The 21,968-nt window shown below is 51.5% G+C and carries 15 protein-coding genes and 4 pseudogenes; 9 read left to right on the forward strand and 10 right to left on the reverse strand.

Translation table 11 applies throughout. The annotated features are described in order from the left end of the window. Positions 1 to 7: 7 nt before the first annotated feature. From rhmD to yfaU, 3 genes are read left to right on the forward strand one after another with little or no spacing between them, the layout of a single operon-like run. Positions 8 to 1,213, forward strand: coding sequence for an L-rhamnonate dehydratase (rhmD, locus tag AB4H76_RS08060; RefSeq protein ID WP_001319848.1), 1,206 nt, complete (start codon positions 8 to 10; stop codon positions 1,211 to 1,213). A 56-nt stretch (positions 1,214 to 1,269) separates the two neighbouring features. After that, positions 1,270 to 2,559: an MFS transporter gene (locus AB4H76_RS08065; protein WP_001295288.1), complete on the forward strand. Its 1,290-nt coding sequence runs from the start codon at positions 1,270 to 1,272 to the stop codon at positions 2,557 to 2,559. Between the two features lie 17 nt (positions 2,560 to 2,576). Continuing rightward, the gene (gene yfaU / locus AB4H76_RS08070) at positions 2,577 to 3,380 is read left to right on the forward strand and encodes a 2-keto-3-deoxy-L-rhamnonate aldolase (RefSeq protein WP_000992954.1); all 804 of its coding nucleotides are present in this window, start codon (positions 2,577 to 2,579) and stop codon (positions 3,378 to 3,380) included. A 40-nt stretch (positions 3,381 to 3,420) separates the two neighbouring features. Here yfaU and AB4H76_RS08075 read toward each other — a convergent pair. From AB4H76_RS08075 to glpA, 5 genes and pseudogenes are all read right to left on the reverse strand, one after another. After that, positions 3,421 to 3,618, reverse strand: a pseudogene (locus tag AB4H76_RS08075) (hypothetical protein); the annotation flags it as partial. Further along, the gene (locus AB4H76_RS08080; RefSeq protein ID WP_000140569.1) at positions 3,619 to 4,518 is read right to left on the reverse strand and encodes an ISNCY family transposase; all 900 of its coding nucleotides are present in this window, start codon (positions 4,516 to 4,518) and stop codon (positions 3,619 to 3,621) included. A gap of 192 nt (positions 4,519 to 4,710) precedes the next feature. Continuing rightward, on the reverse strand, positions 4,711 to 5,901 hold the full coding sequence (glpC, locus tag AB4H76_RS08085) for an anaerobic glycerol-3-phosphate dehydrogenase subunit GlpC (RefSeq protein ID WP_001000359.1): 1,191 nt from the start codon (positions 5,899 to 5,901) through the stop codon (positions 4,711 to 4,713). Next, positions 5,898 to 7,157: a glycerol-3-phosphate dehydrogenase subunit GlpB gene (glpB, locus tag AB4H76_RS08090; RefSeq protein ID WP_085452691.1), complete on the reverse strand. Its 1,260-nt coding sequence runs from the start codon at positions 7,155 to 7,157 to the stop codon at positions 5,898 to 5,900. Before glpB ends, glpC begins: the two co-directional genes overlap by 4 nt. Continuing rightward, entirely contained in the window at positions 7,147 to 8,775 is a 1,629-nt protein-coding gene (glpA, locus tag AB4H76_RS08095) for an anaerobic glycerol-3-phosphate dehydrogenase subunit A (protein WP_000857257.1), read from the reverse strand. Before glpA ends, glpB begins: the two co-directional genes overlap by 11 nt. A gap of 272 nt (positions 8,776 to 9,047) precedes the next feature. Here glpA and glpT point away from each other — a divergent pair, with 272 nt between their 5' ends. Continuing rightward, entirely contained in the window at positions 9,048 to 10,406 is a 1,359-nt protein-coding gene (glpT, locus tag AB4H76_RS08100) for a glycerol-3-phosphate transporter (protein ID WP_000948732.1), read from the forward strand. A 4-nt stretch (positions 10,407 to 10,410) separates the two neighbouring features. After that, positions 10,411 to 11,487: a glycerophosphodiester phosphodiesterase gene (glpQ, locus tag AB4H76_RS08105; protein WP_000779102.1), complete on the forward strand. Its 1,077-nt coding sequence runs from the start codon at positions 10,411 to 10,413 to the stop codon at positions 11,485 to 11,487. A 41-nt stretch (positions 11,488 to 11,528) separates the two neighbouring features. Here glpQ and AB4H76_RS08110 read toward each other — a convergent pair. Next, a pseudogene (locus AB4H76_RS08110) lies at positions 11,529 to 11,771 on the reverse strand (LysR family transcriptional regulator); the annotation flags it as partial. Here AB4H76_RS08110 and AB4H76_RS08115 point away from each other — a divergent pair. Both AB4H76_RS08115 and inaA read left to right on the forward strand, forming a co-directional pair. Next, positions 11,766 to 11,870: pseudogene (locus AB4H76_RS08115) on the forward strand (hypothetical protein); the annotation flags it as partial. The pseudogenes AB4H76_RS08110 and AB4H76_RS08115 sit on opposite strands and share 6 nt — an antisense overlap. A gap of 79 nt (positions 11,871 to 11,949) precedes the next feature. Beyond that, positions 11,950 to 12,600 carry a lipopolysaccharide kinase InaA gene (gene inaA, locus AB4H76_RS08120; RefSeq protein WP_000301050.1) on the forward strand — a complete coding sequence of 217 codons (651 nt, stop codon included), beginning with the start codon at positions 11,950 to 11,952 and terminating at the stop codon, positions 12,598 to 12,600. Between the two features lie 53 nt (positions 12,601 to 12,653). On the opposite strand, the gene yfaE is transcribed toward inaA, so the two are convergent. The 3 genes from yfaE to nrdA all read right to left on the reverse strand — a co-directional run bounded on the left by yfaE (position 12,654) and on the right by nrdA (position 16,557). Continuing rightward, complete coding sequence (gene yfaE / locus AB4H76_RS08125; protein WP_000135040.1) at positions 12,654 to 12,908, reverse strand: ferredoxin-like diferric-tyrosyl radical cofactor maintenance protein YfaE; 255 nt, start codon at positions 12,906 to 12,908, stop codon at positions 12,654 to 12,656. Next, positions 12,908 to 14,038, reverse strand: coding sequence for a class Ia ribonucleoside-diphosphate reductase subunit beta (gene nrdB, locus AB4H76_RS08130; protein ID WP_000332037.1), 1,131 nt, complete (start codon positions 14,036 to 14,038; stop codon positions 12,908 to 12,910). The genes yfaE and nrdB overlap by 1 nt, the downstream gene beginning before the upstream one ends. A gap of 233 nt (positions 14,039 to 14,271) precedes the next feature. After that, entirely contained in the window at positions 14,272 to 16,557 is a 2,286-nt protein-coding gene (gene nrdA / locus AB4H76_RS08135) for a class 1a ribonucleoside-diphosphate reductase subunit alpha (RefSeq protein ID WP_001075164.1), read from the reverse strand. Positions 16,558 to 16,684: 127 nt separating this feature from the next. Here nrdA and ypaB point away from each other — a divergent pair, with 127 nt between their 5' ends. Both ypaB and yfaL read left to right on the forward strand, forming a co-directional pair. Next, a complete protein-coding gene (ypaB, locus tag AB4H76_RS08140) occupies positions 16,685 to 16,828 on the forward strand; it encodes a protein YpaB (RefSeq protein ID WP_001753443.1) in 144 nt (47 codons plus the stop codon). Positions 16,829 to 17,252: 424 nt separating this feature from the next. Beyond that, positions 17,253 to 21,005 (forward strand): annotated as a pseudogene (yfaL, locus tag AB4H76_RS08145) (AIDA-I family autotransporter adhesin YfaL/EhaC). Between the two features lie 127 nt (positions 21,006 to 21,132). Here the strand turns inward: yfaL and ubiG are convergent. Further along, positions 21,133 to 21,855, reverse strand: coding sequence for a bifunctional 2-polyprenyl-6-hydroxyphenol methylase/3-demethylubiquinol 3-O-methyltransferase UbiG (gene ubiG, locus AB4H76_RS08150; RefSeq protein ID WP_000990765.1), 723 nt, complete (start codon positions 21,853 to 21,855; stop codon positions 21,133 to 21,135). Between the last annotated feature and the right edge of the window lie 113 nt (positions 21,856 to 21,968).

Below are 21,968 nucleotides of genomic sequence, written 5' to 3' on the forward strand. Positions count from 1 at the left end.
GAACATCATGACCCTACCAAAAATTAAACAGGTTCGCGCCTGGTTTACTGGCGGTGCGACAGCAGAAAAAGGCGCTGGCGGCGGTGATTATCACGACCAGGGGGCGAATCACTGGATAGACGATCATATTGCCACCCCGATGAGTAAATACCGCGATTACGAGCAGTCACGCCAGTCATTTGGCATTAACGTTCTTGGCACGTTGGTTGTTGAAGTCGAAGCAGAAAACGGCCAGACCGGATTCGCCGTTTCGACAGCCGGTGAAATGGGCTGTTTTATTGTCGAAAAACATCTTAACCGTTTCATTGAGGGTAAATGTGTCAGTGATATCAAACTGATCCACGATCAAATGCTCAGTGCCACCCTGTATTACTCCGGCTCTGGTGGCCTGGTGATGAATACGATTTCCTGTGTCGATCTGGCTCTGTGGGATCTGTTCGGCAAAGTGGTCGGGCTTCCGGTTTATAAACTTTTAGGCGGCGCTGTTCGTGATGAGATTCAGTTCTACGCCACAGGTGCGCGTCCGGATCTGGCAAAAGAGATGGGCTTTATCGGTGGCAAAATGCCGACGCACTGGGGGCCACATGATGGCGATGCGGGGATCCGCAAAGATGCCGCTATGGTCGCGGATATGCGTGAAAAATGCGGTGAGGATTTCTGGTTAATGCTCGACTGCTGGATGAGTCAGGACGTGAACTATGCGACCAAACTGGCCCACGCTTGCGCGCCCTATAACCTGAAATGGATCGAAGAGTGCCTGCCGCCACAGCAGTATGAAAGTTATCGCGAACTGAAACGCAACGCGCCAGTCGGAATGATGGTCACCAGCGGTGAGCACCACGGCACACTGCAATCTTTTCGTACGCTTTCAGAAACCGGTATCGACATTATGCAGCCGGATGTTGGCTGGTGCGGTGGTTTAACCACGCTGGTGGAAATTGCCGCAATCGCCAAATCCAGGGGGCAACTGGTGGTGCCGCACGGTTCGTCTGTTTACTCTCACCATGCGGTGATCACCTTCACCAATACGCCATTCAGCGAATTCCTGATGACCAGCCCGGATTGTTCAACGATGCGTCCGCAGTTTGACCCGATTCTGCTCAATGAGCCGGTTCCGGTGAATGGTCGTATTCATAAATCAGTGCTTGATAAACCCGGTTTTGGCGTCGAACTCAATCGTGACTGCAATTTGAAACGCCCCTACAGCCACTAATCACTCCGGGCGTTGCTGTGACAACGGTAACGCCCACATATTCTAAGGAGCTTTTTATGAGCACCGCTTTGCTTGACGCCGTGGTGAAGAAAAACCGTGTGCGTTTAATTCCGTTTATGTTGGCGCTGTATGTGCTGGCGTTTCTCGACCGTTCGAATATCGGTTTTGCCAAACAGACCTACCAGATTGATACCGGGTTGAGTAATGAAGCTTATGCGCTGGGAGCAGGCATTTTCTTTGTGGTATATGCGTTTCTGGGTGTTCCGGCGAATCTTTTGATGCGCAAACTGGGGGCCAGAACCTGGATTGGTACGACAACACTGCTGTGGGGATTTCTTTCGGCAGCCATGGCATGGGCCGATACTGAAGCGAAATTTCTGATAGTTCGCACTCTGCTTGGTGCTGCGGAGGCCGGATTTTTCCCTGGTATGATTTATCTCACCTCGCAATGGTTTCCGCAGCGTAATCGCGCCAGCATTATGGGGCTGTTCTATATGGGCGCACCGCTGGCGTTAACACTGGGATCACCGCTTTCCGGCGCGCTGTTGGAGATGCATGGATTTATGGGGCATCCCGGCTGGTTCTGGATGTTTGTGATTGAAGGATTGTTGGCAGTCGGTGCTGGGGTATTCACATTCTTTTGGCTTGATGACACACCGGAGCAGGCACGTTTTCTGAGTAAACAAGAAAAAACGTTGCTTATCAATCAACTGGCAAGTGAAGAACAACAGAAAGTGACTTCTCGGCTGAGCGATGCGCTGCGTAATGGCCGAGTCTGGCAACTAGCGATTATCTACCTGACCATTCAGGTGGCGGTTTACGGATTAATTTTCTTCCTGCCGACCCAGGTTGCGGCATTGCTGGGAACAAAAGTGGGCTTTACAGCGTCGGTGGTCACCGCCATTCCGTGGGTTGCGGCCTTGTTTGGGACCTGGCTTATTCCGCGCTATTCCGATAAAACCGGCGAACGGCGTAATGTCGCAGCGCTGACATTACTGGCGGCGGGCATTGGTATTGGTCTGTCCGGGCTGCTTTCTCCAGTAATGGCGATCGTAGCGCTGTGTGTTGCAGCTATCGGGTTTATTGCCGTGCAGCCAGTGTTCTGGACGATGCCGACACAACTGCTTTCCGGTACGGCGCTGGCTGCGGGAATTGGTTTTGTAAACCTGTTTGGTGCAGTGGGCGGGTTTATTGCCCCGATCCTGCGCGTGAAAGCAGAAACGTTATTTGCCAGCGATGCGGCGGGATTACTGACGCTGGCAGCGGTGGCGGTCATCGGTTCGCTGATTATTTTCACTCTGCGTGTAAATCGCACTGTTGCGCAGACCGACGTGGCACATCATTAAATAGGTTAAGGAACACGATGAACGCATTATTAAGCAATCCCTTTAAAGAACGTTTACGCAAGGGCGAAGTGCAAATTGGTCTGTGGTTAAGCTCAACGACTGCCTATATGGCAGAAATTGCCGCCACTTCTGGTTATGACTGGTTGCTGATTGACGGGGAGCACGCGCCAAACACCATTCAGGATCTTTATCATCAGCTACAGGCGGTAGCGCCCTATGCCAGCCAACCCGTGATCCGTCCGGTGGAAGGCAGTAAACCGCTGATTAAACAAGTCCTGGATATTGGCGCGCAAACTCTACTGATCCCGATGGTCGATACTGCCGAACAGGCACGTCAGGTGGTGTCTGCCACGCGCTATCCTCCCTACGGTGAGCGTGGTGTCGGGGCCAGTGTGGCACGGGCTGCGCGCTGGGGACGCATTGAGAATTACATGGCGCAAGTTAACGATTCGCTTTGTCTGTTGGTGCAGGTGGAAAGTAAAACGGCACTGGATAACCTGGACGAAATCCTCGACGTCGAAGGGATTGATGGCGTGTTTATTGGACCTGCGGATCTTTCTGCGTCGTTGGGCTACCCGGATAACGCCGGGCACCCGGAAGTGCAGCGAATTATTGAAACCAGTATTCGGCGGATCCGTGCTGCGGGTAAAGCGGCTGGTTTTCTGGCTGTGGCTCCTGATATGGCGCAGCAATGCCTGGCGTGGGGAGCGAACTTTGTCGCTGTTGGCGTTGACACGATGCTCTACAGCGATGCCCTGGATCAACGACTGGCGATGTTTAAATCAGGCAAAAATGGGCCACGCATAAAAGGTAGTTATTGATATCAAAGGCCCATGGGGATCGGCTGTGGGCCTGTGTTAATTAGTGGTTATTCGCTGCCAGATCGGCTTCGCTTAGCTGGGTGGCCGCGAGCACCTGGTCACGATCAAAGCCCTGTTCCAGCATGCGCAAAGCAATTTTAATGGCTTGTTCATGCAAACCTTCTAATTTACCTTCCTGCCAGCCAATTTGATGTCCTTCCTGCCGCAGCCGTTCAGCAATAGTCATTAATCTCTCCTTTTAATGACAGTTCGGAATATCAGCATCAGTGAGTTGGGTTGTCGCCAGCACAATCTCACGTTCAAAGCCCTGCTCCAGCATGCGCAAAGCAATTTTAATGGCTTGTTCATGCATACCTTCCTGCCAGCCAATTTGATGCCCTTCCTGCCGTAGCCGTTCAGCAATAGTCATTAATCTCTCCTTTTGTAGTGGTGAACGTTCGGCAATCTCCTCAATAAAACGGGTGAAACGGGAGGTATCGCCGCATTGCAGCAGATAATTAAACAGTGTTTGTAGCTGGCTGTCATTAGTGAAGCCTCTAACCAAAAGCGTGGTGATCCTGTCGACCATGCCGATTAAATCGCGGTCGCGAATATGCTTTTGAATCAGTTCCAGCAGAGCTATACGCCGATGTTGCATGATCTCATCGTCAGGTACGATGGTGATATCCACCAACGGAAAAGCTTCGGTGTACAACTGCCGGGCAAGTTGCGGATCGTCAAACTCATCCAGCCAGTTAAGTGAGTACGGGTAGGGCGATGTTTCGCCATGATAAAACAGCAATGGCACCACCAGCGGAACTCTGTCATAGCCTTTATCCAGGTGACGCTGCATGGCGGCAGTGGCATAGCGCATTAGCCGAAAAGCCATATTCTTTTCTGCAGAGCTTTGATGTTCAATCACGCAGTAGATATAGCCGTCACCGTCGCTGGTTTCCACGGACCACAAAACATCCGAGTAGTAAGCGCGTAAACTTTTTTCAATAAAACTAGTGGGTTCCAGGCGTAAGGTTTGCAGGTTGCAAAGCTTGCGCAGTGGTTCTGGTAAATGTATTTCGAGAAAATCCCGTGCGGTTTCGGGTGTGAACATAAAGGTTTTAAATACCGCATCATGCGGGGAGGAGGTTGTTGATTCGGTCATGGTTGTCCGTCACCTGATATTTATGATGACGCGACATTACGGTTATCCCAGGCCTTTGACATCTGCCAGTTTCAGCCTTTGCGAGACGTTTTCAGAGGAATTTTCACTGCGTTGCAACGCATACATTGGGCACGGAATCGTGTACGCAAAAATGCCCGGTAACCACATGCTTACCGGGCATCAGAAAGGAGTTTAAGCCAGCGCCTGGGCCAGTAGCGTAATCGGATGTTCGCAGCGAAGACTTGTGGACATCTCAATCTGCCATTTACAGGTTTCGCAGTCGGTGACCACCAGATCTGCGCCGCTTTCTTCTATCTGGCGGAACAGTGGTGCGCCGATGGCTTGTGAGGTGGGGTAGTTCTCTTTTTTGAAACCGTAAGTACCCGCAATACCGCAGCACTGGGAATCCAGCACCGTTAACTCAAGCCCCGGGATTTTACGCAACAGCTCCAGGGTGTAGAGCGTCCAGCCCATTTTTTCCATATGGCACGGAGTGTGATAAACCACTTTCAGCGGCAGCGGTTTCAGCGGTAACGTTTTGCCTTCGTCCAGCTTGCGCCACAGCCAGCGGGTTGCCAGTTCGATATGATCGCGCAAGCCTTTGTTGTCGACATTCAGCACTTCCGGGTATTCGTCGCGCAGGGCAAATGTACAGGTTGAGGAGGTGGCAATCACCGGAATGCCTTTTACTCCCACAGCTTCGCGGATCGACTCTACATTCGTAATTGCCTGTTTGCGTGCTTTATCGGTAAAGCCGTTGGCGATTAGCGGTACGCCGCAGCATTTTTCTTTGCTGAGCAGTTGTACACCGGTACCCATTGCGTTGAGCACTTTAATTAAATCTTTACCTAACTGCGGATGGTTGTAGTTAACGAAGCATCCGTGAAAGAAAGCGACCTGGTCTTTATATTGTGCTTGCTGAGCCGCTATGCTGCGATACCAGCGACGGAACGTGCCGAAGGAGTATTTCGGTAGCGTGCGACGATGATCGATTTTTAACGCCGCATCAAGCAGCTGCCGCACCGGTTTCAGCGAGGTAGCGGTGTTGACGATTGGTGCGAACGGCGTGGAAACGCTACCCATCAGGTCGGTATGACTCAACACAAAATTACGCAGCGACGGGCGCGTGGTGTCATATTTTGCCCGCGCGCGCTGGATAATATCGCCAATCTTCACATCGGACGGGCAGGCGACTTCACAACGTTTGCAGTTGATGCAATATTTCAGCGCCTCGTCATACAGTGCGCCATCTTTCAAACGCAGACGCTCGCCATCCGGCCCGGCTTGTTTTGGCCCTGGATAACCGGGATTCACCCGGCTCACCGGGCAGGCGGTGGTGCAGACGGTGCACTTAATGCAGTTTTCGAAGCTGGTGTCGTTCATTGTTGGCCTCCTGCGCGTTGGGCAATCTGTTGAGCGGCATGTAAAGCACTGACGGCACAAACACCGCCGCCGCATCCCTGGGCGATGGGATCAAATCCGCCCAGCACCGAACCGATGGCAAACAGGTTCTCAATGGTTTGCCCTGCCTGCGACGGGCGTAGCGTCTCATCAGTGGTTACACCGAACTGCTGCCACGGTTGCGGCGCAAAAAAATCGCCCTTATACCATTCACCCCGCGTGGCGGTTTGTAGCACATCAAGGCCGAGAATCGGCTCGCGAATGCCGTTACGTTCCGCTACCAGTCCGCCACTAAAGAAACTGCCGCTGGCGAGAACCGCGAAACGTGGACGTAGCGGAATATCGGCGTGATTGCGGGTCCAGATTTCATTCACTACGCCATTTTTACAGGTCACTTTTTTCACTTCATCGCCCGGCATCCACACGCCACCCTGGTGCACAAACTGGCGCTGTAACTGGTTTTGCAGACGAATGCCCAGCACGGAAGGCGGCAGCGTTGGCAAAAGCATCAGTGAACAAGGTAGTTTTTCATTCAACCAACGCCACAGTTTGTCATCGGCCAGGCCGAAGCAGGCGGGCATCAGGATCATTTCGCAGGTATTGGCGACAGGAATAAGCGCATCAAGTAACAGCGGCCAGTTTTCTTCATTATCAAGGAAACGGGCGATATTCACCGCGCGGAACTCGGTGGCGTTATTGCGCAGGACATCCAGTTCCGGCAGCTCTATTTCTGCGGTTTCAACCGAAAGATCCAGTTCACGCAACGAAGCTGCCGCAAGGTGCGCCTGAAAATCCATCAGCCCGCTTATCCCCACTACACATATCTTCTTCGCGGGTAGCGGCCAGACGGGGACTTCTGGCGAACTTAACCAGGTTGCACGCAAAGTGCCGAGCGGGGTAACGCGCTGATGGGCCAGTTCCACGCTGCCCTGCAATTGCGCACCGCTTTCAGCGATTAATGCCTGCGCCTGGCAAGCGAGATCGAGCACGCGTTGTGGCCCGAGAAGAGAGTAAGGATGTGCAGGTGCCTGCTGACGCAAAGATTCCAGTCCACTGTGAATGTCTGTCACCGGTTGACCATCTGGCAGATGGCTCAGCAAATCCAGCGAACCGGATGAGAAATGCAGCGCGCTTTGACCACGCGTGACAATGGCACAGCGCAGGCCGTGTTTTTGCAGTTGCAGGCCACAGAGTAATCCGGCGAGGCCGCCGCCCATAATGACAGTATCAAAGCGCATCTTTCTGCTCCTTCTCCAGACCACACAGTCCCTGATAAACCCAGCGGGTAAATTCGCTTTCGCGCAGTGCATCTCCCCAGGCGATGGGTTGCACGCCTTTCCAGCGTTCGTTAAGGAAGGTGGAAAGTTGCTCGATAGATTGTGCAGACGTCGTGACGTTAAACCGTTGCAGCAGTCCGGCAGCGCGGCAGGCGCAGAGTTCGCCCTGGCAGGTGCCCATCCCCACACGGGTACGACGGCGTAAATCCAGCAGGCTATTAACGTTTAAATTTTCTACCGCGTACTGCACTTCACCCGCAGTTACCGCTTCGCACTCACATACCAGGCTACGGTGCAGACGGCCTTCGCTCAGCCAGGCAGGCGTGCGATCGCCATGACGATAAACCGCAGAACCGCGCAGCGGGGCAGGCAGGGAGATGACTTTACGCAAGGTAACTTCAGCGGGTTCTTGTGAACCAGGCAGTGCCAGATCGGCAGTCGTACAGGGGCGCGTGTTGCCCAGTTTGCGGCATACCGCGTCGGTAGCCCATTCAGCCATCAGCCGATAGGTCATCAGTTTGCCACCGGTGATGGTGATAAATCCGTCCAGACCATCGCGTTCAGCATGGTCGAGCAGCACGATGCCACGGCTGACGTTACGTCCGCTCGGGTCGTCATCGCTGGCAACCAGCGGGCGCACGCCAGAATAGGCCCGCAAAATGCGCGTTTTCGCCATCACGGGGGCCAGTTTTTCCCCTTCACGCAGCAGAATATCAACCTCTTCTGCCGTCACTCGATTATCGTCAATCTCGTTGTAATCAATACGTAAAGAGGTGGTACCAATCAGCGAAATGGTATCGCCAGGCACCAGAATATCGGCGTCGGAAGGTTTACGGCAGCGGTTGATCACATGCTGGTTAATGCGGTGATCCATGATCAGCAGCGATCCTTTCGCCGGGAACATGCGAATGCGCAGATCGGCATATTCGGCAATGTGTTGCCCCCAGATCCCAGCGGCATTAACCACGACAGGTGCATGAAGGGCCTGAGTTTCGCCGGTGAGATGGTTACGTACACGAACACCGCACACCGTCGCGCCTTCACGAATCAGCCCCGTGACTTCATGAGCGGTAAGGATAACGGCACCGTGTTCTTTGGCATCCAGCATGTTTGCTGCGGTCAGACGAAATGGATCAACGGTGCCATCCGGAACTTTCACCGCGCCAATCAGTGCCGGGTTAACGGCAGGTTCGATAATGCGCGCTTGCTGCGGGTCTATAGCTTCTGCGCTGATCCCTGCTTCTTCGCAGGCGCGAATAAAAGTGGCCTGGAAGGAGAGGTCATCTTCCGGCAGGGTGATAAACAGGCCGTTGGTTGGTTCAACGCAGTGACGTGCAATGCGTTTCAGGATCTGGTTTTCACTAATGCATTCGCGGGCCGATTCCGCATCGGTTACCGCATAGCGCGCACCGCTGTGCAGCAGGCCGTGGTTACGCCCGGTGGCACCGGTTGCGATGTCGTGGCGCTCAACCAAAATCACGCGCAGCCCGCGCAGGGCACAGTCGCGGGCAATCCCGGCTCCCGTTGCGCCGCCGCCAATGATAATCACGTCACTTGATTGCGAGTCGCGAGTTTTCATTGTTATCCCTCTGAAGTTCGTTTTTTACCATTTAGCCATAGTAAAAACATGAATTGTTTGATTTCGCGCATATTCGCTCATAATTCGAAAGTGAAACGTGATTTCATGCGTCATTTTGAACATTTTGTAAATCTTATTTAATAATGTGTGCGGCAATTCACATTTAATTTATGAATGTTTTCTTAACATCGCGGCAACTCAAGAAACGGCAGGTTCTCTCACTGAATCAGGCTGTTAATCATAAATAAGACCACGGGCCACGGAGGCTATCAATGTTGAGTATTTTTAAACCAGCGCCACACAAAGCGCGCTTACCTGCCGCGGAGATCGATCCGACTTATCGTCGATTGCGCTGGCAAATTTTCCTGGGGATATTCTTTGGCTATGCGGCTTACTATTTGGTTCGTAAGAACTTTGCGCTTGCTATGCCTTATCTGGTTGAGCAGGGATTCTCACGCGGTGATTTAGGTTTTGCCCTTTCAGGGATCTCGATTGCTTATGGATTTTCGAAATTCATCATGGGTTCGGTATCGGATCGCTCGAATCCGCGCGTTTTCCTGCCCGCAGGTTTGATTCTGGCGGCGGCAGTGATGTTGTTTATGGGCTTTGTGCCATGGGCGACGTCGAGCATTGCGGTGATGTTTGTACTGTTGTTCCTCTGCGGTTGGTTCCAGGGGATGGGGTGGCCGCCGTGTGGTCGTACTATGGTGCACTGGTGGTCGCAGAAAGAACGTGGCGGCATTGTGTCAGTGTGGAACTGTGCGCACAACGTCGGTGGTGGTATTCCGCCGCTGCTGTTCCTGCTGGGGATGGCCTGGTTCAATGACTGGCATGCGGCGCTCTATATGCCTGCTTTCTGCGCCATTCTGGTGGCATTATTCGCCTTTGCGATGATGCGCGATACCCCGCAATCCTGTGGCTTGCCGCCGATCGAAGAGTACAAAAATGATTATCCGGACGACTATAACGAAAAAGCGGAACAGGAGCTGACGGCGAAGCAAATCTTCATGCAGTACGTACTGCCGAACAAACTGCTGTGGTATATCGCCATCGCCAACGTGTTCGTTTATCTGCTGCGTTACGGCATCCTCGACTGGTCACCGACTTATCTGAAAGAGGTTAAGCATTTCGCGCTGGATAAATCCTCCTGGGCCTACTTCCTTTATGAATATGCAGGTATTCCGGGCACTCTGCTGTGCGGCTGGATGTCGGATAAAGTCTTCCGTGGCAACCGTGGGGCAACCGGCGTTTTCTTTATGACACTGGTGACCATCGCGACTATCGTTTACTGGATGAACCCGGCAGGTAACCCAACCGTCGATATGATTTGTATGATTGTTATCGGCTTCCTGATCTACGGTCCTGTGATGCTGATCGGTCTGCATGCGCTGGAACTGGCACCGAAAAAAGCGGCAGGTACGGCAGCGGGCTTTACCGGGCTGTTTGGTTACCTGGGCGGTTCGGTGGCGGCGAGCGCGATTGTTGGCTACACCGTGGACTTCTTCGGCTGGGATGGCGGCTTTATGGTAATGATTGGCGGCAGCATTCTGGCGGTTATCTTGTTGATTGTTGTGATGATTGGCGAAAAACGTCGCCATGAACAATTACTGCAAAAACGCAACGGAGGCTAATGGCATGAAATTGACGCTGAAAAACCTTAGCATGGCGATCATGATGAGCACTATAGTCATGGGAAGCAGTGCAATGGCGGCGGACAGCAACGAAAAAATAGTCATCGCCCATCGCGGTGCCAGTGGATATTTGCCGGAGCATACGCTGCCAGCAAAAGCGATGGCGTATGCGCAGGGAGCGGATTATCTGGAACAGGATTTGGTGATGACCAAAGACGACAATCTGGTTGTTCTGCATGACCATTACCTCGATCGTGTTACTGATGTTGCCGATCGTTTCCCGGATCGGGCGCGCAAAGACGGTCGTTACTACGCGATAGATTTCACGCTGGATGAAATTAAGTCGTTGAAATTTACCGAAGGTTTCGATATTGAAAACGGTAAAAAAGTGCAGACTTATCCGGGGCGTTTCCCAATGGGTAAGTCCGACTTCCGGGTGCACACCTTTGAAGAAGAGATTGAATTTGTTCAGGGGTTAAATCACTCTACCGGGAAAAATATCGGTATTTATCCAGAAATCAAAGCGCCGTGGTTCCATCATCAGGAAGGGAAGGATATTGCGGCAAAAACGCTGGAAGTGCTGAAGAAATATGGTTACACCGGTAAAGACGATAAAGTTTATTTGCAATGTTTTGATGCTGATGAGCTGAAGCGTATTAAGAATGAGCTGGAACCCAAAATGGGCATGGATCTCAATCTGGTACAGCTGATTGCCTATACCGACTGGAATGAAACGCAGCAGAAACAGCCGGATGGAAGCTGGGTTAATTACAACTACGACTGGATGTTTAAGCCGGGTGCTATGAAACAGGTGGCGGAATATGCCGACGGTATCGGGCCGGATTACCATATGTTGATTGAGGAAACATCGCAGCCGGGTAATATCAAACTCACTGGCATGGTGCAAGATGCTCAGCAGAATAAACTGGTAGTGCATCCTTATACCGTGCGGTCAGATAAACTGCCTGAATACACTACTGATGTGAATCAGTTATATGATGCTCTGTATAACAAAGCGGGTGTAAATGGGCTGTTTACTGATTTCCCTGATAAGGCAGTAAAATTCCTTAATAAAGAGTAATGCTACTGCAGGATGGCGTTCATGCGCCATCCTGTCTCATATCAAATTTTTCCAATCGCCACTAATTGTTCCATGCACATTTGTAGTAAAAACAGTGGACTGCCTTCTACCGGCTTTTCTTTAGCCAGCAACGAAATCTGTCGATAGAAAGTTGGTTCGAGAGGAACGGAACACAATTCACCTGCAATGCTTTTCAGCGTTAACTCTGGTTGTAAGGCGATGCCTAATCCCTGTCGAATAAAATTCATCGCTGTATCCGCCTGATTAAATTCACATTTTATCTGCTGGGCGCACTATTAGTGGTAGTGGCTGGTGGAATCTATGCGCTGCAAATGAAGGGTAAAAGCGGTGTCAAGCTAGTAGTGGCAAAAGAAATTCATTAATACGACACGTTTCATTAAGATTTTCCTCAGGTAACCACCTATAGTCATTGTCGTTAATAAAAATGACAGGCGATAGGGTATGGCAGTTTCAGCAAAGTACGACGAATTTAATCACTGGTGGGCAACAGAGGGCGACTGGGTTGAAGAGCCTAACTATCGCCGTAATGGTATGAGCGGGGTGCAATGCGTCGAGCGCAACGGCAAAAAGCTGTATGTAAAGCGCATGACGCATCATCTGTTTCATTCCGTACGTTATCCGTTCGGCCGACCAACGATTGTCCGTGAGGTTGCGGTAATTAAAGAACTGGAACGGGCCGGTGTCATCGTGCCGAAGATCGTTTTTGGTGAAGCGGTGAAAATTGAGGGTGAATGGCGAGCGTTGCTGGTGACTGAAGATATGGCGGGGTTCATCAGCATTGCTGACTGGTATGCCCAGCATGCAGTATCGCCTTATTCTGACGAAGTACGGCAAGCCATGTTGAAAGCAGTGGCGCTGGCGTTTAAGAAAATGCATAGCATTAATCGTCAGCATGGCTGTTGTTATGTTCGCCATATCTATGTGAAAACAGAAGGTAATGCAGAAGCTGGTTTTCTTGACCTGGAGAAAAGTCGTCGCCGCTTGCGTCGCGATAAAGCGATTAATCATGACTTCCGCCAGCTGGAAAAATATCTGGAGCCAATCCCCAAAGCGGACTGGGAGCAGGTGAAAGCGTATTACTACGCCATGTAATCGTTGTAGGCCAGATAAGACGCATAAGCGTTGTATCTGGCACTACAACCAATTCACATCTCGATTTCAATATCGCCTTTTGCCCGGCAACAACAGGGCAAAATTTCCCCCGGCTGAATAAAGGCTAACGGTTCGGCAATCCAGTCAACTTGACCTGCAACCAGGCGTGTGCGACAGGAGCCGCAGTAACCTTCGCGACACTGGTACTCAACCGCCACATTGTGGGATTCCAGCGCCGCCAGAAGGGAAGGGTGTTCATCCTGGCACAGCAGTTGTGTGCCAGTGATGCGCAGGGTAACGCGGGCCATCAGAGCTGGAAGTTACTCAAATCGTCGGTGTCCACTTCCGAGTCAATCTGCCCGACCAGATAAGAACTGACTTCCACTTCCTGCGGAGCAACCTGCACGTTATCAGACACCAGCCAAGTGTTGATCCACGGGATCGGGTTGGAGCGCGTCTGGAACGGCAGATCCAAACCGACTGCCTGCATACGGATATTGGTGATGTATTCAACGTACTGGCAGAGAATGTCTTTATTCAGACCAATCATCGAACCGTCGCGGAACAGATAATCCGCCCAGTCTTTCTCCTGTTGAGCTGCCTGAACAAACAGGTCATAGCACTCCTGCTTACACTCTTCGGCAATTTCCGCCATCTCAGGATCGTCCGCGCCGCTGCGCAGCAGATTCAGCATATGCTGGGTGCCGGTCAGGTGCAGGGCTTCGTCGCGGGCAATCAGGCGAATAATTTTGGCGTTGCCTTCCATCAATTCGCGTTCTGCAAATGCGAAGGAACAAGCAAAGCTGACGTAGAAACGAATCGCTTCCAGCGCGTTAACGCTCATCAGGCAGAGATACAGTTTTTTCTTCAGCTCGCGCAGGCTAACGGTCACAGTTTTACCGTTAACGGTGTGGGTACCTTCGCCCAGCAGATGCCAGTAGCTGGTCATTTCGATCAGCTCATCGTAATAGCTGGAGATCCCTTCCGCACGTTTCTGGATCTGCTCGTTGGTGACGATATCGTCAAACACAACAGACGGATCGTTAACGATATTACGAATGATATGAGTATAGGAACGGGAATGAATCGTTTCTGAGAACGCCCAGGTTTCGACCCAGGTTTCCAGTTCCGGAATAGAAATAAGCGGCAATAGCGCCACGTTCGGGCTACGACCCTGAATGGAATCCAGCAGCGTCTGATATTTCAGGTTGCTGATAAAGATGTGTTTTTCGTGCTCCGGCAGCGCCTGGTAATCTATACGGTCGCGGGAGACGTCAACTTCTTCCGGACGCCAGAAGAAAGAGAGCTGCTTTTCGATCAGCTTTTCGAAGATGTCATATTTTTGCTGATCGTAGCGAGCCACGTTGACCGGCTGACCAAAGAACATCGGTTCTTTGAGCTGATCATTTTTCGTCTGTGAAAAGGTGGTATATGCCATGAGTGTGTCCTGTTGGGAGTTTAATGCCGGATAAGGCATTTTACGCCGCATCCTGTGCCTGATGCGACGCTGGCGCGTCTTATCAGGCCTACAAATCCGAGCCGTAGGCCGGATAAGGCGTTCACGCTGCATCCGGCACCCGGAGCCTGATGCGACGCTGGCGCGTCTTATCAGGCCTACAAACCGAGCCGTAGGCCGGATAAGGCGTTTACGCCGCATCCGGCATCTCAATATCAGATCTTACATGCGCCGCTTTCGCAGCCATCGTCCTGGATTGACGGCACCAGATCGTCTTGTGCGTCTTCAGCGCCGTCACGGGTGTTCTGATAATACAGTGTTTTGACCCCGAATTTGTAGGCGGTGAGCAGGTCTTTCAGCAACTGCTGCATCGGCACTTTTCCTGACGGGAAGCGTGACGGATCGTAGTTGGTGTTGGCAGAGATCGACTGATCGATAAATTTCTGCATGATACCCACCAGTTGCAGATAACCATCGTTACCCGGCATTTCCCACAGCAGCTCATAGGCGTCGTGCAGGTGCTCGTAGTCCGGCACCACCTGGCGCAAAATACCGTCTTTCGACGCTTTGATGCTGACGTAACCGCGCGGCGGTTCAATACCGTTAGTGGCGTTAGAGATCTGCGAAGAAGTCTCGGACGGCATCAGAGCAGAAAGCGTGGAGTTACGCAGACCGTGCGTTTTGATTGACTCACGCAGAGCTTCCCAGTCGTAATGCAGCGGCTCATTAGCGATGGTATCCAGATCTTTCTTATAGGTATCGATCGGCAGGATCCCTTTCGCGTAAGTGGTTTCGTTAAACCACGGGCACGCGCCTTGCTCTTTCGCCAGCTCATTAGAGGCTTTCAGCAGGTAATACTGAATGGCTTCGAAGGTTTTATGCGTCAGGTTGTTGGCGCTGCCGTCGGAGTAGCGTTTACCGTGCTTCGCCAGGTAGTAAGCGAAGTTGATCACACCAATACCCAGCGTACGACGACCCATCGCTCCACGTTTGGCGGCCGGGATCGGGTAATCCTGATAATCCAGCAGCGCGTCAAGTGCACGAACCGCCAGAATTGCCAGCTCTTCCAGTTCATCCAGGTTATTAATTGCGCCCAGGTTGAAAGCAGACAGCGTACACAGCGCGATTTCACCGTTCTCGTCGTTGACGTCGTTCAGCGGTTTGGTCGGCAGGGCTATCTCCAGGCACAGGTTAGACTGACGCACTGGCGCGATGGCCGGATCAAACGGGCTATGGGTATTGCAGTGGTCAACGTTCTGAATATAGATACGACCGGTAGACGCACGTTCCTGCATCATCAGCGAGAACAGCTCAACGGCTTTCACACGCTGCTTGCGGATGCTGTCGTCTTTCTCATATTTGGTATACAGACGTTCAAACTCTTCCTGATCGGCGAAGAACGCGTCGTACAGCCCCGGTACGTCGGACGGGCTGAACAGGGTGATATCTTCACCTTTCAGCAGACGGGTATACATCAGTTTGTTGATTTGTACCCCGTAGTCCATATGACGCACGCGGTTGCCTTCCACACCACGGTTGTTTTTCAACACCAGCAGGCTTTCCACTTCCAGATGCCACATCGGGTAGAATAGCGTTGCCGCACCGCCGCGCACACCGCCCTGAGAGCAGGATTTCACCGCTGTCTGGAAATGTTTGTAGAACGGAATGCAGCCGGTATGGAACGCTTCACCACCGCGAATCGGGCTACCCAGCGCACGAATACGCCCGGCGTTGATGCCGATCCCGGCACGCTGGGAAACGTATTTAACAATCGCGCTGGAGGTGGCGTTGATGGAATCCAGGCTGTCACCGCACTCGATCAGTACGCAGGAGCTGAACTGACGAGTCGGGGTACGCACGCCGGACATGATTGGCGTCGGCAGCGAAATTTTAAATGTGGAAACCGCGTCGTAAAAACGCTTCACATATTGCAGGCGCGTTTCACGCGGGTAGTTCGAGAACAAGCACGCGGCAACCAGAATATAAAGGAACTGGGCGCTCTCATAGATTTCGCCGGTCACGCGGTTCTGTACCAGATATTTGCCTTCCAGCTGCTTAACGGCAGCATAAGAGAAGGTCATATCACGGTCGTGATCGATAAAGGTGTCCATCTGCTTGAACTCTTCTTCCGTGTAGTCTTCCAGCAGATGATTATCGTATTTGCCCATCTCGACCATTTTCACCACGTGGTCGTACAGCGCAGGCGGCTCAAACTGGCCGTAGGCTTTTTTACGCAGGTGGAAGATCGCCAGGCGCGCGGCGAGATACTGATAATCCGGCGCATCACGGGAGATCAGGTCTGCGGCAGCCTTGATAATGGTTTCGTGGATGTCAGAGGTCTTGATACCGTCATAAAACTGAATGTGGGAGCGCAGCTCGACCTGGGAAATCGAAACGTTATGCAGTCCTTCTGCCGCCCAATCCAGAACGCGATGGATTTTGTCGAGATTGATGCGCTCTGTGCTACCGTCGCGCTTTGTCACCAGCAGATTCTGATTCATGTATGTCGTACCTGTTTTTGGAATTCTTTCCGCAATAGTTTCATGCAGACTACCTGTAGTACGGGAAGCTGCTTAGAACACTATATATAGGGGGTATGTTTGGGATTCACTGCAAGATAGTGTGAAAATGACCCTCTTGCAAGTGCATAACTTTGTGGATAACTCAGGAAGGAAAAAGTGGCTTTCGCGCACCTTAGGTCAGACAAGGTGTCCGGGAAAGTCAATGGGAAGAGAAAAATTTGTTAAAAATAACTGTTCGGCGATTTCTTGAACGGCATAATAGGTTAGATAAATTGATATAGATGGTTTATTAATCTTTTTGCTAATGATTGCAAAAATTGATCTAAGCACGAGTCATCACATAATCTGATGTATCAGTTGTGGTCAATATATAAGCGAATGTAAGAGATTGTTGATGGCGAAATGGTTGTTTTCTATTCGGTTATTGTTAAATGCTAAGCCATTTTGTTAATTTACCTTATATTATAAGAAAATTATTCATGACTTTAATTTAGTTTAAATATAACTGATATCCCTGAAGGTTATTAACTTGAATTATGACGCACTGATATTATTCATCAAATAATAACAAAATAGCCATTGCACCGGGTTGAACAATTTACAAAAGAAAGATATTCCATATCGTATAATGCGATTAAATACGCCGTCTTATAGAAAATGATGGTTAGATTAATATGCGGATTATCTTTCTACGCAAGGAGTATTTATCTTTACTCCCGTCAATGATTGCATCTCTTTTCTCTGCTAACGGTGTCGCGGCGGTCACTGATTCATGCCAGGGATATGATGTCAAAGCGAGTTGTCAGGCCAGCAGGCAAAGCCTTTCAGGCATTACGCAGGACTGGAGTATCGCTGATGGGCAATGGCTGGTTTTTTCGGATATGACCAATAACGCCAGCGGTGGGGCCGTATTTTTGCAACAAGGAGCGGAATTTTCACTATTACCAGAAAATGAAACTGGAATGACTCTGTTTGCCAATAACACCGTTACAGGAGAATATAATAACGGCGGGGCCATATTTGCTAAAGAAAACTCAACGCTGAATCTTACTGATGTTATTTTTTCCGGTAACGTCGCAGGCGGCTATGGTGGCGCAATCTATTCTTCTGGTACTAACGATACTGGTGCCGTCGATTTACGTGTCACTAACGCCATGTTTCGCAATAACATCGCTAATGATGGCAAAGGTGGCGCAATTTATACCATTAATAATGACGTTTATTTAAGTGATGTTATTTTTGATAACAACCAGGCATATACATCAACAAGTTACAGTGATGGCGATGGCGGGGCAATCGATGTTACCGATAATAATAGCGACAGCAAGCATCCTTCAGGTTATACGATAGTAAATAACACTGCCTTTACAAATAACACTGCCGAAGGTTATGGCGGGGCGATATATACCAATAGCGTGACGGCTCCCTATCTTATTGATATTTCTGTTGATGACAGCTACAGCCAGAACGGAGGCGTGTTAGTCGATGAGAACAATAGCGCAGCAGGCTATGGAGATGGTCCTTCCTCTGCGGCGGGTGGCTTTATGTATCTCGGCTTAAGTGAAGTTACCTTTGATATTGCCGACGGAAAAACGCTGGTTATTGGCAATACAGAGAATGACGGAGCTGTTGACTCTATTGCTGGTACCGGGTTAATCACCAAAACAGGTTCCGGCGATCTGGTACTTAATGCAGATAACAATGACTTTACTGGTGAGATGCAGATTGAAAACGGTGAAGTTACCCTGGGCCGCAGCAACTCCCTGATGAATGTCGGCGATACGCATTGCCAGGACGATCCGCAAGACTGCTACGGTCTGACGATAGGGAGTATTGATCAGTATCAGAATCAGGCTGAGCTAAACGTTGGCTCGACCCAACAAACTTTTGTGCACGCATTGACGGGCTTTCAGAATGGCACTTTAAATATCGATGCTGGTGGCAACGTTACTGTTAATCAGGGCAGTTTTGCTGGCATCATCGAAGGTGCTGGTCAGCTCACCATTGCGCAAAACGGCAGCTACGTGCTGGCAGGGGCGCAGTCGATGGCGCTAACCGGCGATATAGTCGTTGATGATGGTGCGGTGCTTTCGCTGGAAGGCGACGCGGCAGATCTTACCGCTCTCCAGGACGATCCGCAGTCGATCGTGTTAAACGGCGGTGTGCTCGATCTCTCTGATTTCTCCACCTGGCAGAGCGGCACATCATACAACGATGGCCTTGAAGTCAGTGGCAGCAGCGGAACGGTTATCGGCAGTCAGGATGTGGTAGATCTTGCAGGTGGCGACAATTTGCATATCGGCGGCGACGGGAAAGATGGCGTCTACGTGGTGGTCGATGCGAGCGACGGGCAGGTAAGTCTGGCAAACAATAATAGTTATTTGGGCACAACACAAATCGCCTCCGGTACGCTGATGGTGAGCGACAACTCGCAGCTTGGAGATACCCACTATAACCGCCAGGTTATCTTTACCGATAAGCAACAAGAAAGCGTGATGGAGATTACCTCCGACGTTGACACGCGTTCAGATGCGGCAGGCCACGGACGTGATATTGAAATGCGCGCCGACGGTGAAGTGGCAGTTGATGCGGGGGTAGACACGCAGTGGGGCGCACTGATGGCTGACAGCAGCGGGCAGCATCAGGATGAGGGTAGCACATTGACTAAAACGGGGGCTGGTACACTGGAGCTGACCGCCAGCGGTACAACGCAGTCGGCGGTACGTGTCGAAGAAGGCACCCTGAAAGGTGATGTTGCTGATATCCTTCCTTATGCTTCGTCACTGTGGGTTGGTGATGGGGCAACGTTCGTTACTGGCGCGGATCAGGATATTCAGTCAATTGATGCTATTTCCAGCGGCACTATCGACATCAGCGATGGTACGGTTTTGCGCCTGACCGGGCAGGATACTTCCGTCGCCCTTAATGCCTCACTATTTAACGGCGATGGGACGCTGGTGAATGCCACCGATGGTGTGACGTTGACAGGTGAGCTTAATACCAACCTTGAAACTGACAGCCTGACTTATCTTTCCAACGTGACGGTTAATGGCAATCTGACCAATACGTCCGGTGCGGTTAGCCTGCAAAATGGCGTCGCTGGCGATACGCTGACGGTAAACGGTGATTATACCGGCGGCGGTACGCTACTGCTCGATAGCGAATTAAACGGCGATGACTCGGTAAGCGATCAATTGGTGATGAACGGTAATACTGCTGGCAACACAACTGTGGTGGTTAACTCCATTACAGGGATTGGTGAGCCGACATCGACAGGCATTAAAGTGGTTGATTTCGCAGCTGATCCCACGCAGTTTCAAAACAATGCGCAGTTCAGTCTGGCAGGCAGCGGCTACGTCAATATGGGAGCGTATGACTACACGCTGGTGGAAGATAACAACGACTGGTATCTGCGATCGCAAGAAGTAACGCCGCCATCGCCACCTGAGCCAGACCCGACTCCCGATCCTGATCCCACGCCGGATCCTGACCCAACCCCCGACCCGGCCCCTGTGCCTGTTTACCAGCCGGTGCTGAATGCCAAAGTTGGCGGTTATCTCAATAACCTGCGGGCGGCAAATCAGGCGTTTATGATGGAGCGACGCGATCACGCAGGTGGCGATGGTCAGACGCTGAATTTACGTGTTATCGGCGGAGATTATCATTACACAGCAGCGGGGCAACTGGCTCAACATGAAGACACTTCTACGGTGCAACTTAGCGGCGATCTGTTTAGCGGGCGCTGGGGCACGGATGGCGAGTGGATGCTTGGGATTGTTGGTGGCTACAGCGATAACCAGGGCGACAGCCGCTCGAATATGACCGGAACTCGCGCCGATAACCAGAACCACGGTTATGCCGTTGGGCTGACATCAAGCTGGTTTCAGCACGGTAATCAGAAGCAAGGGGCCTGACTGGATAGCTGGCTGCAATACGCGTGGTTTAGCAATGATGTTTCCGAACAAGAAGATGGCACAGATCATTACCACTCGTCGGGGATTATCGCCTCGCTGGAGGCGGGGTATCAGTGGTTACCGGGGCGTGGTGTGGTGATTGAACCGCAGGCGCAGGTGATTTATCAGGGCGTGCAGCAGGATGATTTTACCGCCGCTAACCGTGCGCGCGTGTCACAATCGCAGGGTGATGATATTCAGACGCGGCTGGGTTTACACAGCGAATGGCGTACCGCTGTTCATGTCATACCAACATTAGATCTGAATTATTATCACGATCCCCATTCGACGGAAATTGAAGAGGATGGCAGCACTATCAGTGACGATGCGGTGAAGCAACGGGGTGAAATAAAAGTGGGAGTCACGGGCAATATCAGTCAGCGAGTGTCCCTGCGCGGCAGCGTGGCGTGGCAGAAAGGGAGTGATGATTTTGCCCAGACGGCAGGGTTTTTGTCGATGACGGTGAAATGGTAATCACTGTCTAGTCGGCACGGTTGCCGGATGCGGCGTAAACGCCTTATCCGGCCTACGGGGAGCATTTGTAGGCCTGATAAGACGCGGCAAGCGTCGCATCAGGCATTGGCGCGGCCAAACATCAACCTCACTTATTCTGCGTGTGCAGCATATAGTTCACATCCACGCCGGGGCCGAGTTTAAAAGTATTAGTGATCGGGTTGTAATGCAGCCCAGTGATATGCCGCTCTTTTAAACTGGTCTGATCCACCCAGCCCAGCAATTCTGCCGGTTTAATAAACTTCTTCACATCATGCGTGCCTTTGGGCACCATGCGCAAAATATATTCCGCACCAACCACCGCCATCAGCCATGACTTGCCGTTGCGGTTAAGTGTCGAGAAAAAGACATCGCCGCCTGGTTTCACCAGTTGCGCACAGGCTCTGACCACTGACTGCGGATCGGGGACGTGCTCCAGCATCTCCATGCAGGTCACCACATCATACTGCCCGGCATGTTTTGCCGCGTGCTCTTCCACGGTTTCCTGCACATAATCCACCTGAATGCCGCTTTCCAGCGCGTGCAGTTTTGCCACCTGCAATGGCTCAAAGCCCATATCCAGACCGGTCACCGTCGCGCCTTCGCGCGCCATACTCTCGGCCAGAATGCCGCCGCCACAACCGACATCGAGCACCTTTTTGCCAAATAAACCGCCAGCACGCTCGGCAATATAGCCCAGACGCAGCGGGTTAATGCGGTGCAACGGTTTGAACTCACCTTCCAGATCCCACCAGCGGGAGGCGACGGCTTCAAATTTAGCGATCTCTTCGTGGTCTACGTTATGGTTTACCGGCGATTTTTCGGCATTCATTGGCACTTCTACTCCGTAATTGGCAAGACAAACGAGTATATCAGGCATTGGATGTGAATAAAGCGTATAGGTTTACCTCAAACTGCGCGGCTGTGTTATAATTTGCGACCTTT

Origin of the sequence: Escherichia sp. UTM R2 (assembly GCF_048593455.1) — a bacterium.
Classification (GTDB): domain Bacteria; phylum Pseudomonadota; class Gammaproteobacteria; order Enterobacterales; family Enterobacteriaceae; genus Escherichia; species Escherichia coli.

Bases quoted from the DNA above. Each gene is read 5' to 3' on its own strand.
- inaA (WP_000301050.1), top strand. From the start codon at position 11,950: ATGGCAGTTTCAGCAAAGTACGACGAATTTAATCACTGGTGGGCAACA.
- AB4H76_RS08080 (WP_000140569.1), bottom strand. From the start codon at position 4,518: ATGACCGAATCAACAACCTCCTCCCCGCATGATGCGGTATTTAAAACC.
- glpC (WP_001000359.1), bottom strand. From the start codon at position 5,901: ATGAACGACACCAGCTTCGAAAACTGCATTAAGTGCACCGTCTGCACC.
- ypaB (WP_001753443.1), top strand. From the start codon at position 16,685: ATGACCCTCTTGCAAGTGCATAACTTTGTGGATAACTCAGGAAGGAAA.
- glpQ (WP_000779102.1), top strand. From the start codon at position 10,411: ATGAAATTGACGCTGAAAAACCTTAGCATGGCGATCATGATGAGCACT.
- glpA (WP_000857257.1), bottom strand. From the start codon at position 8,775: ATGAAAACTCGCGACTCGCAATCAAGTGACGTGATTATCATTGGCGGC.
- nrdA (WP_001075164.1), bottom strand. From the start codon at position 16,557: ATGAATCAGAATCTGCTGGTGACAAAGCGCGACGGTAGCACAGAGCGC.
- yfaE (WP_000135040.1), bottom strand. From the start codon at position 12,908: ATGGCCCGCGTTACCCTGCGCATCACTGGCACACAACTGCTGTGCCAG.
- ubiG (WP_000990765.1), bottom strand. From the start codon at position 21,855: ATGAATGCCGAAAAATCGCCGGTAAACCATAACGTAGACCACGAAGAG.
- rhmD (WP_001319848.1), top strand. From the start codon at position 8: ATGACCCTACCAAAAATTAAACAGGTTCGCGCCTGGTTTACTGGCGGT.
- glpT (WP_000948732.1), top strand. From the start codon at position 9,048: ATGTTGAGTATTTTTAAACCAGCGCCACACAAAGCGCGCTTACCTGCC.
- AB4H76_RS08065 (WP_001295288.1), top strand. From the start codon at position 1,270: ATGAGCACCGCTTTGCTTGACGCCGTGGTGAAGAAAAACCGTGTGCGT.
- yfaU (WP_000992954.1), top strand. From the start codon at position 2,577: ATGAACGCATTATTAAGCAATCCCTTTAAAGAACGTTTACGCAAGGGC.
- nrdB (WP_000332037.1), bottom strand. From the start codon at position 14,038: ATGGCATATACCACCTTTTCACAGACGAAAAATGATCAGCTCAAAGAA.
- glpB (WP_085452691.1), bottom strand. From the start codon at position 7,157: ATGCGCTTTGATACTGTCATTATGGGCGGCGGCCTCGCCGGATTACTC.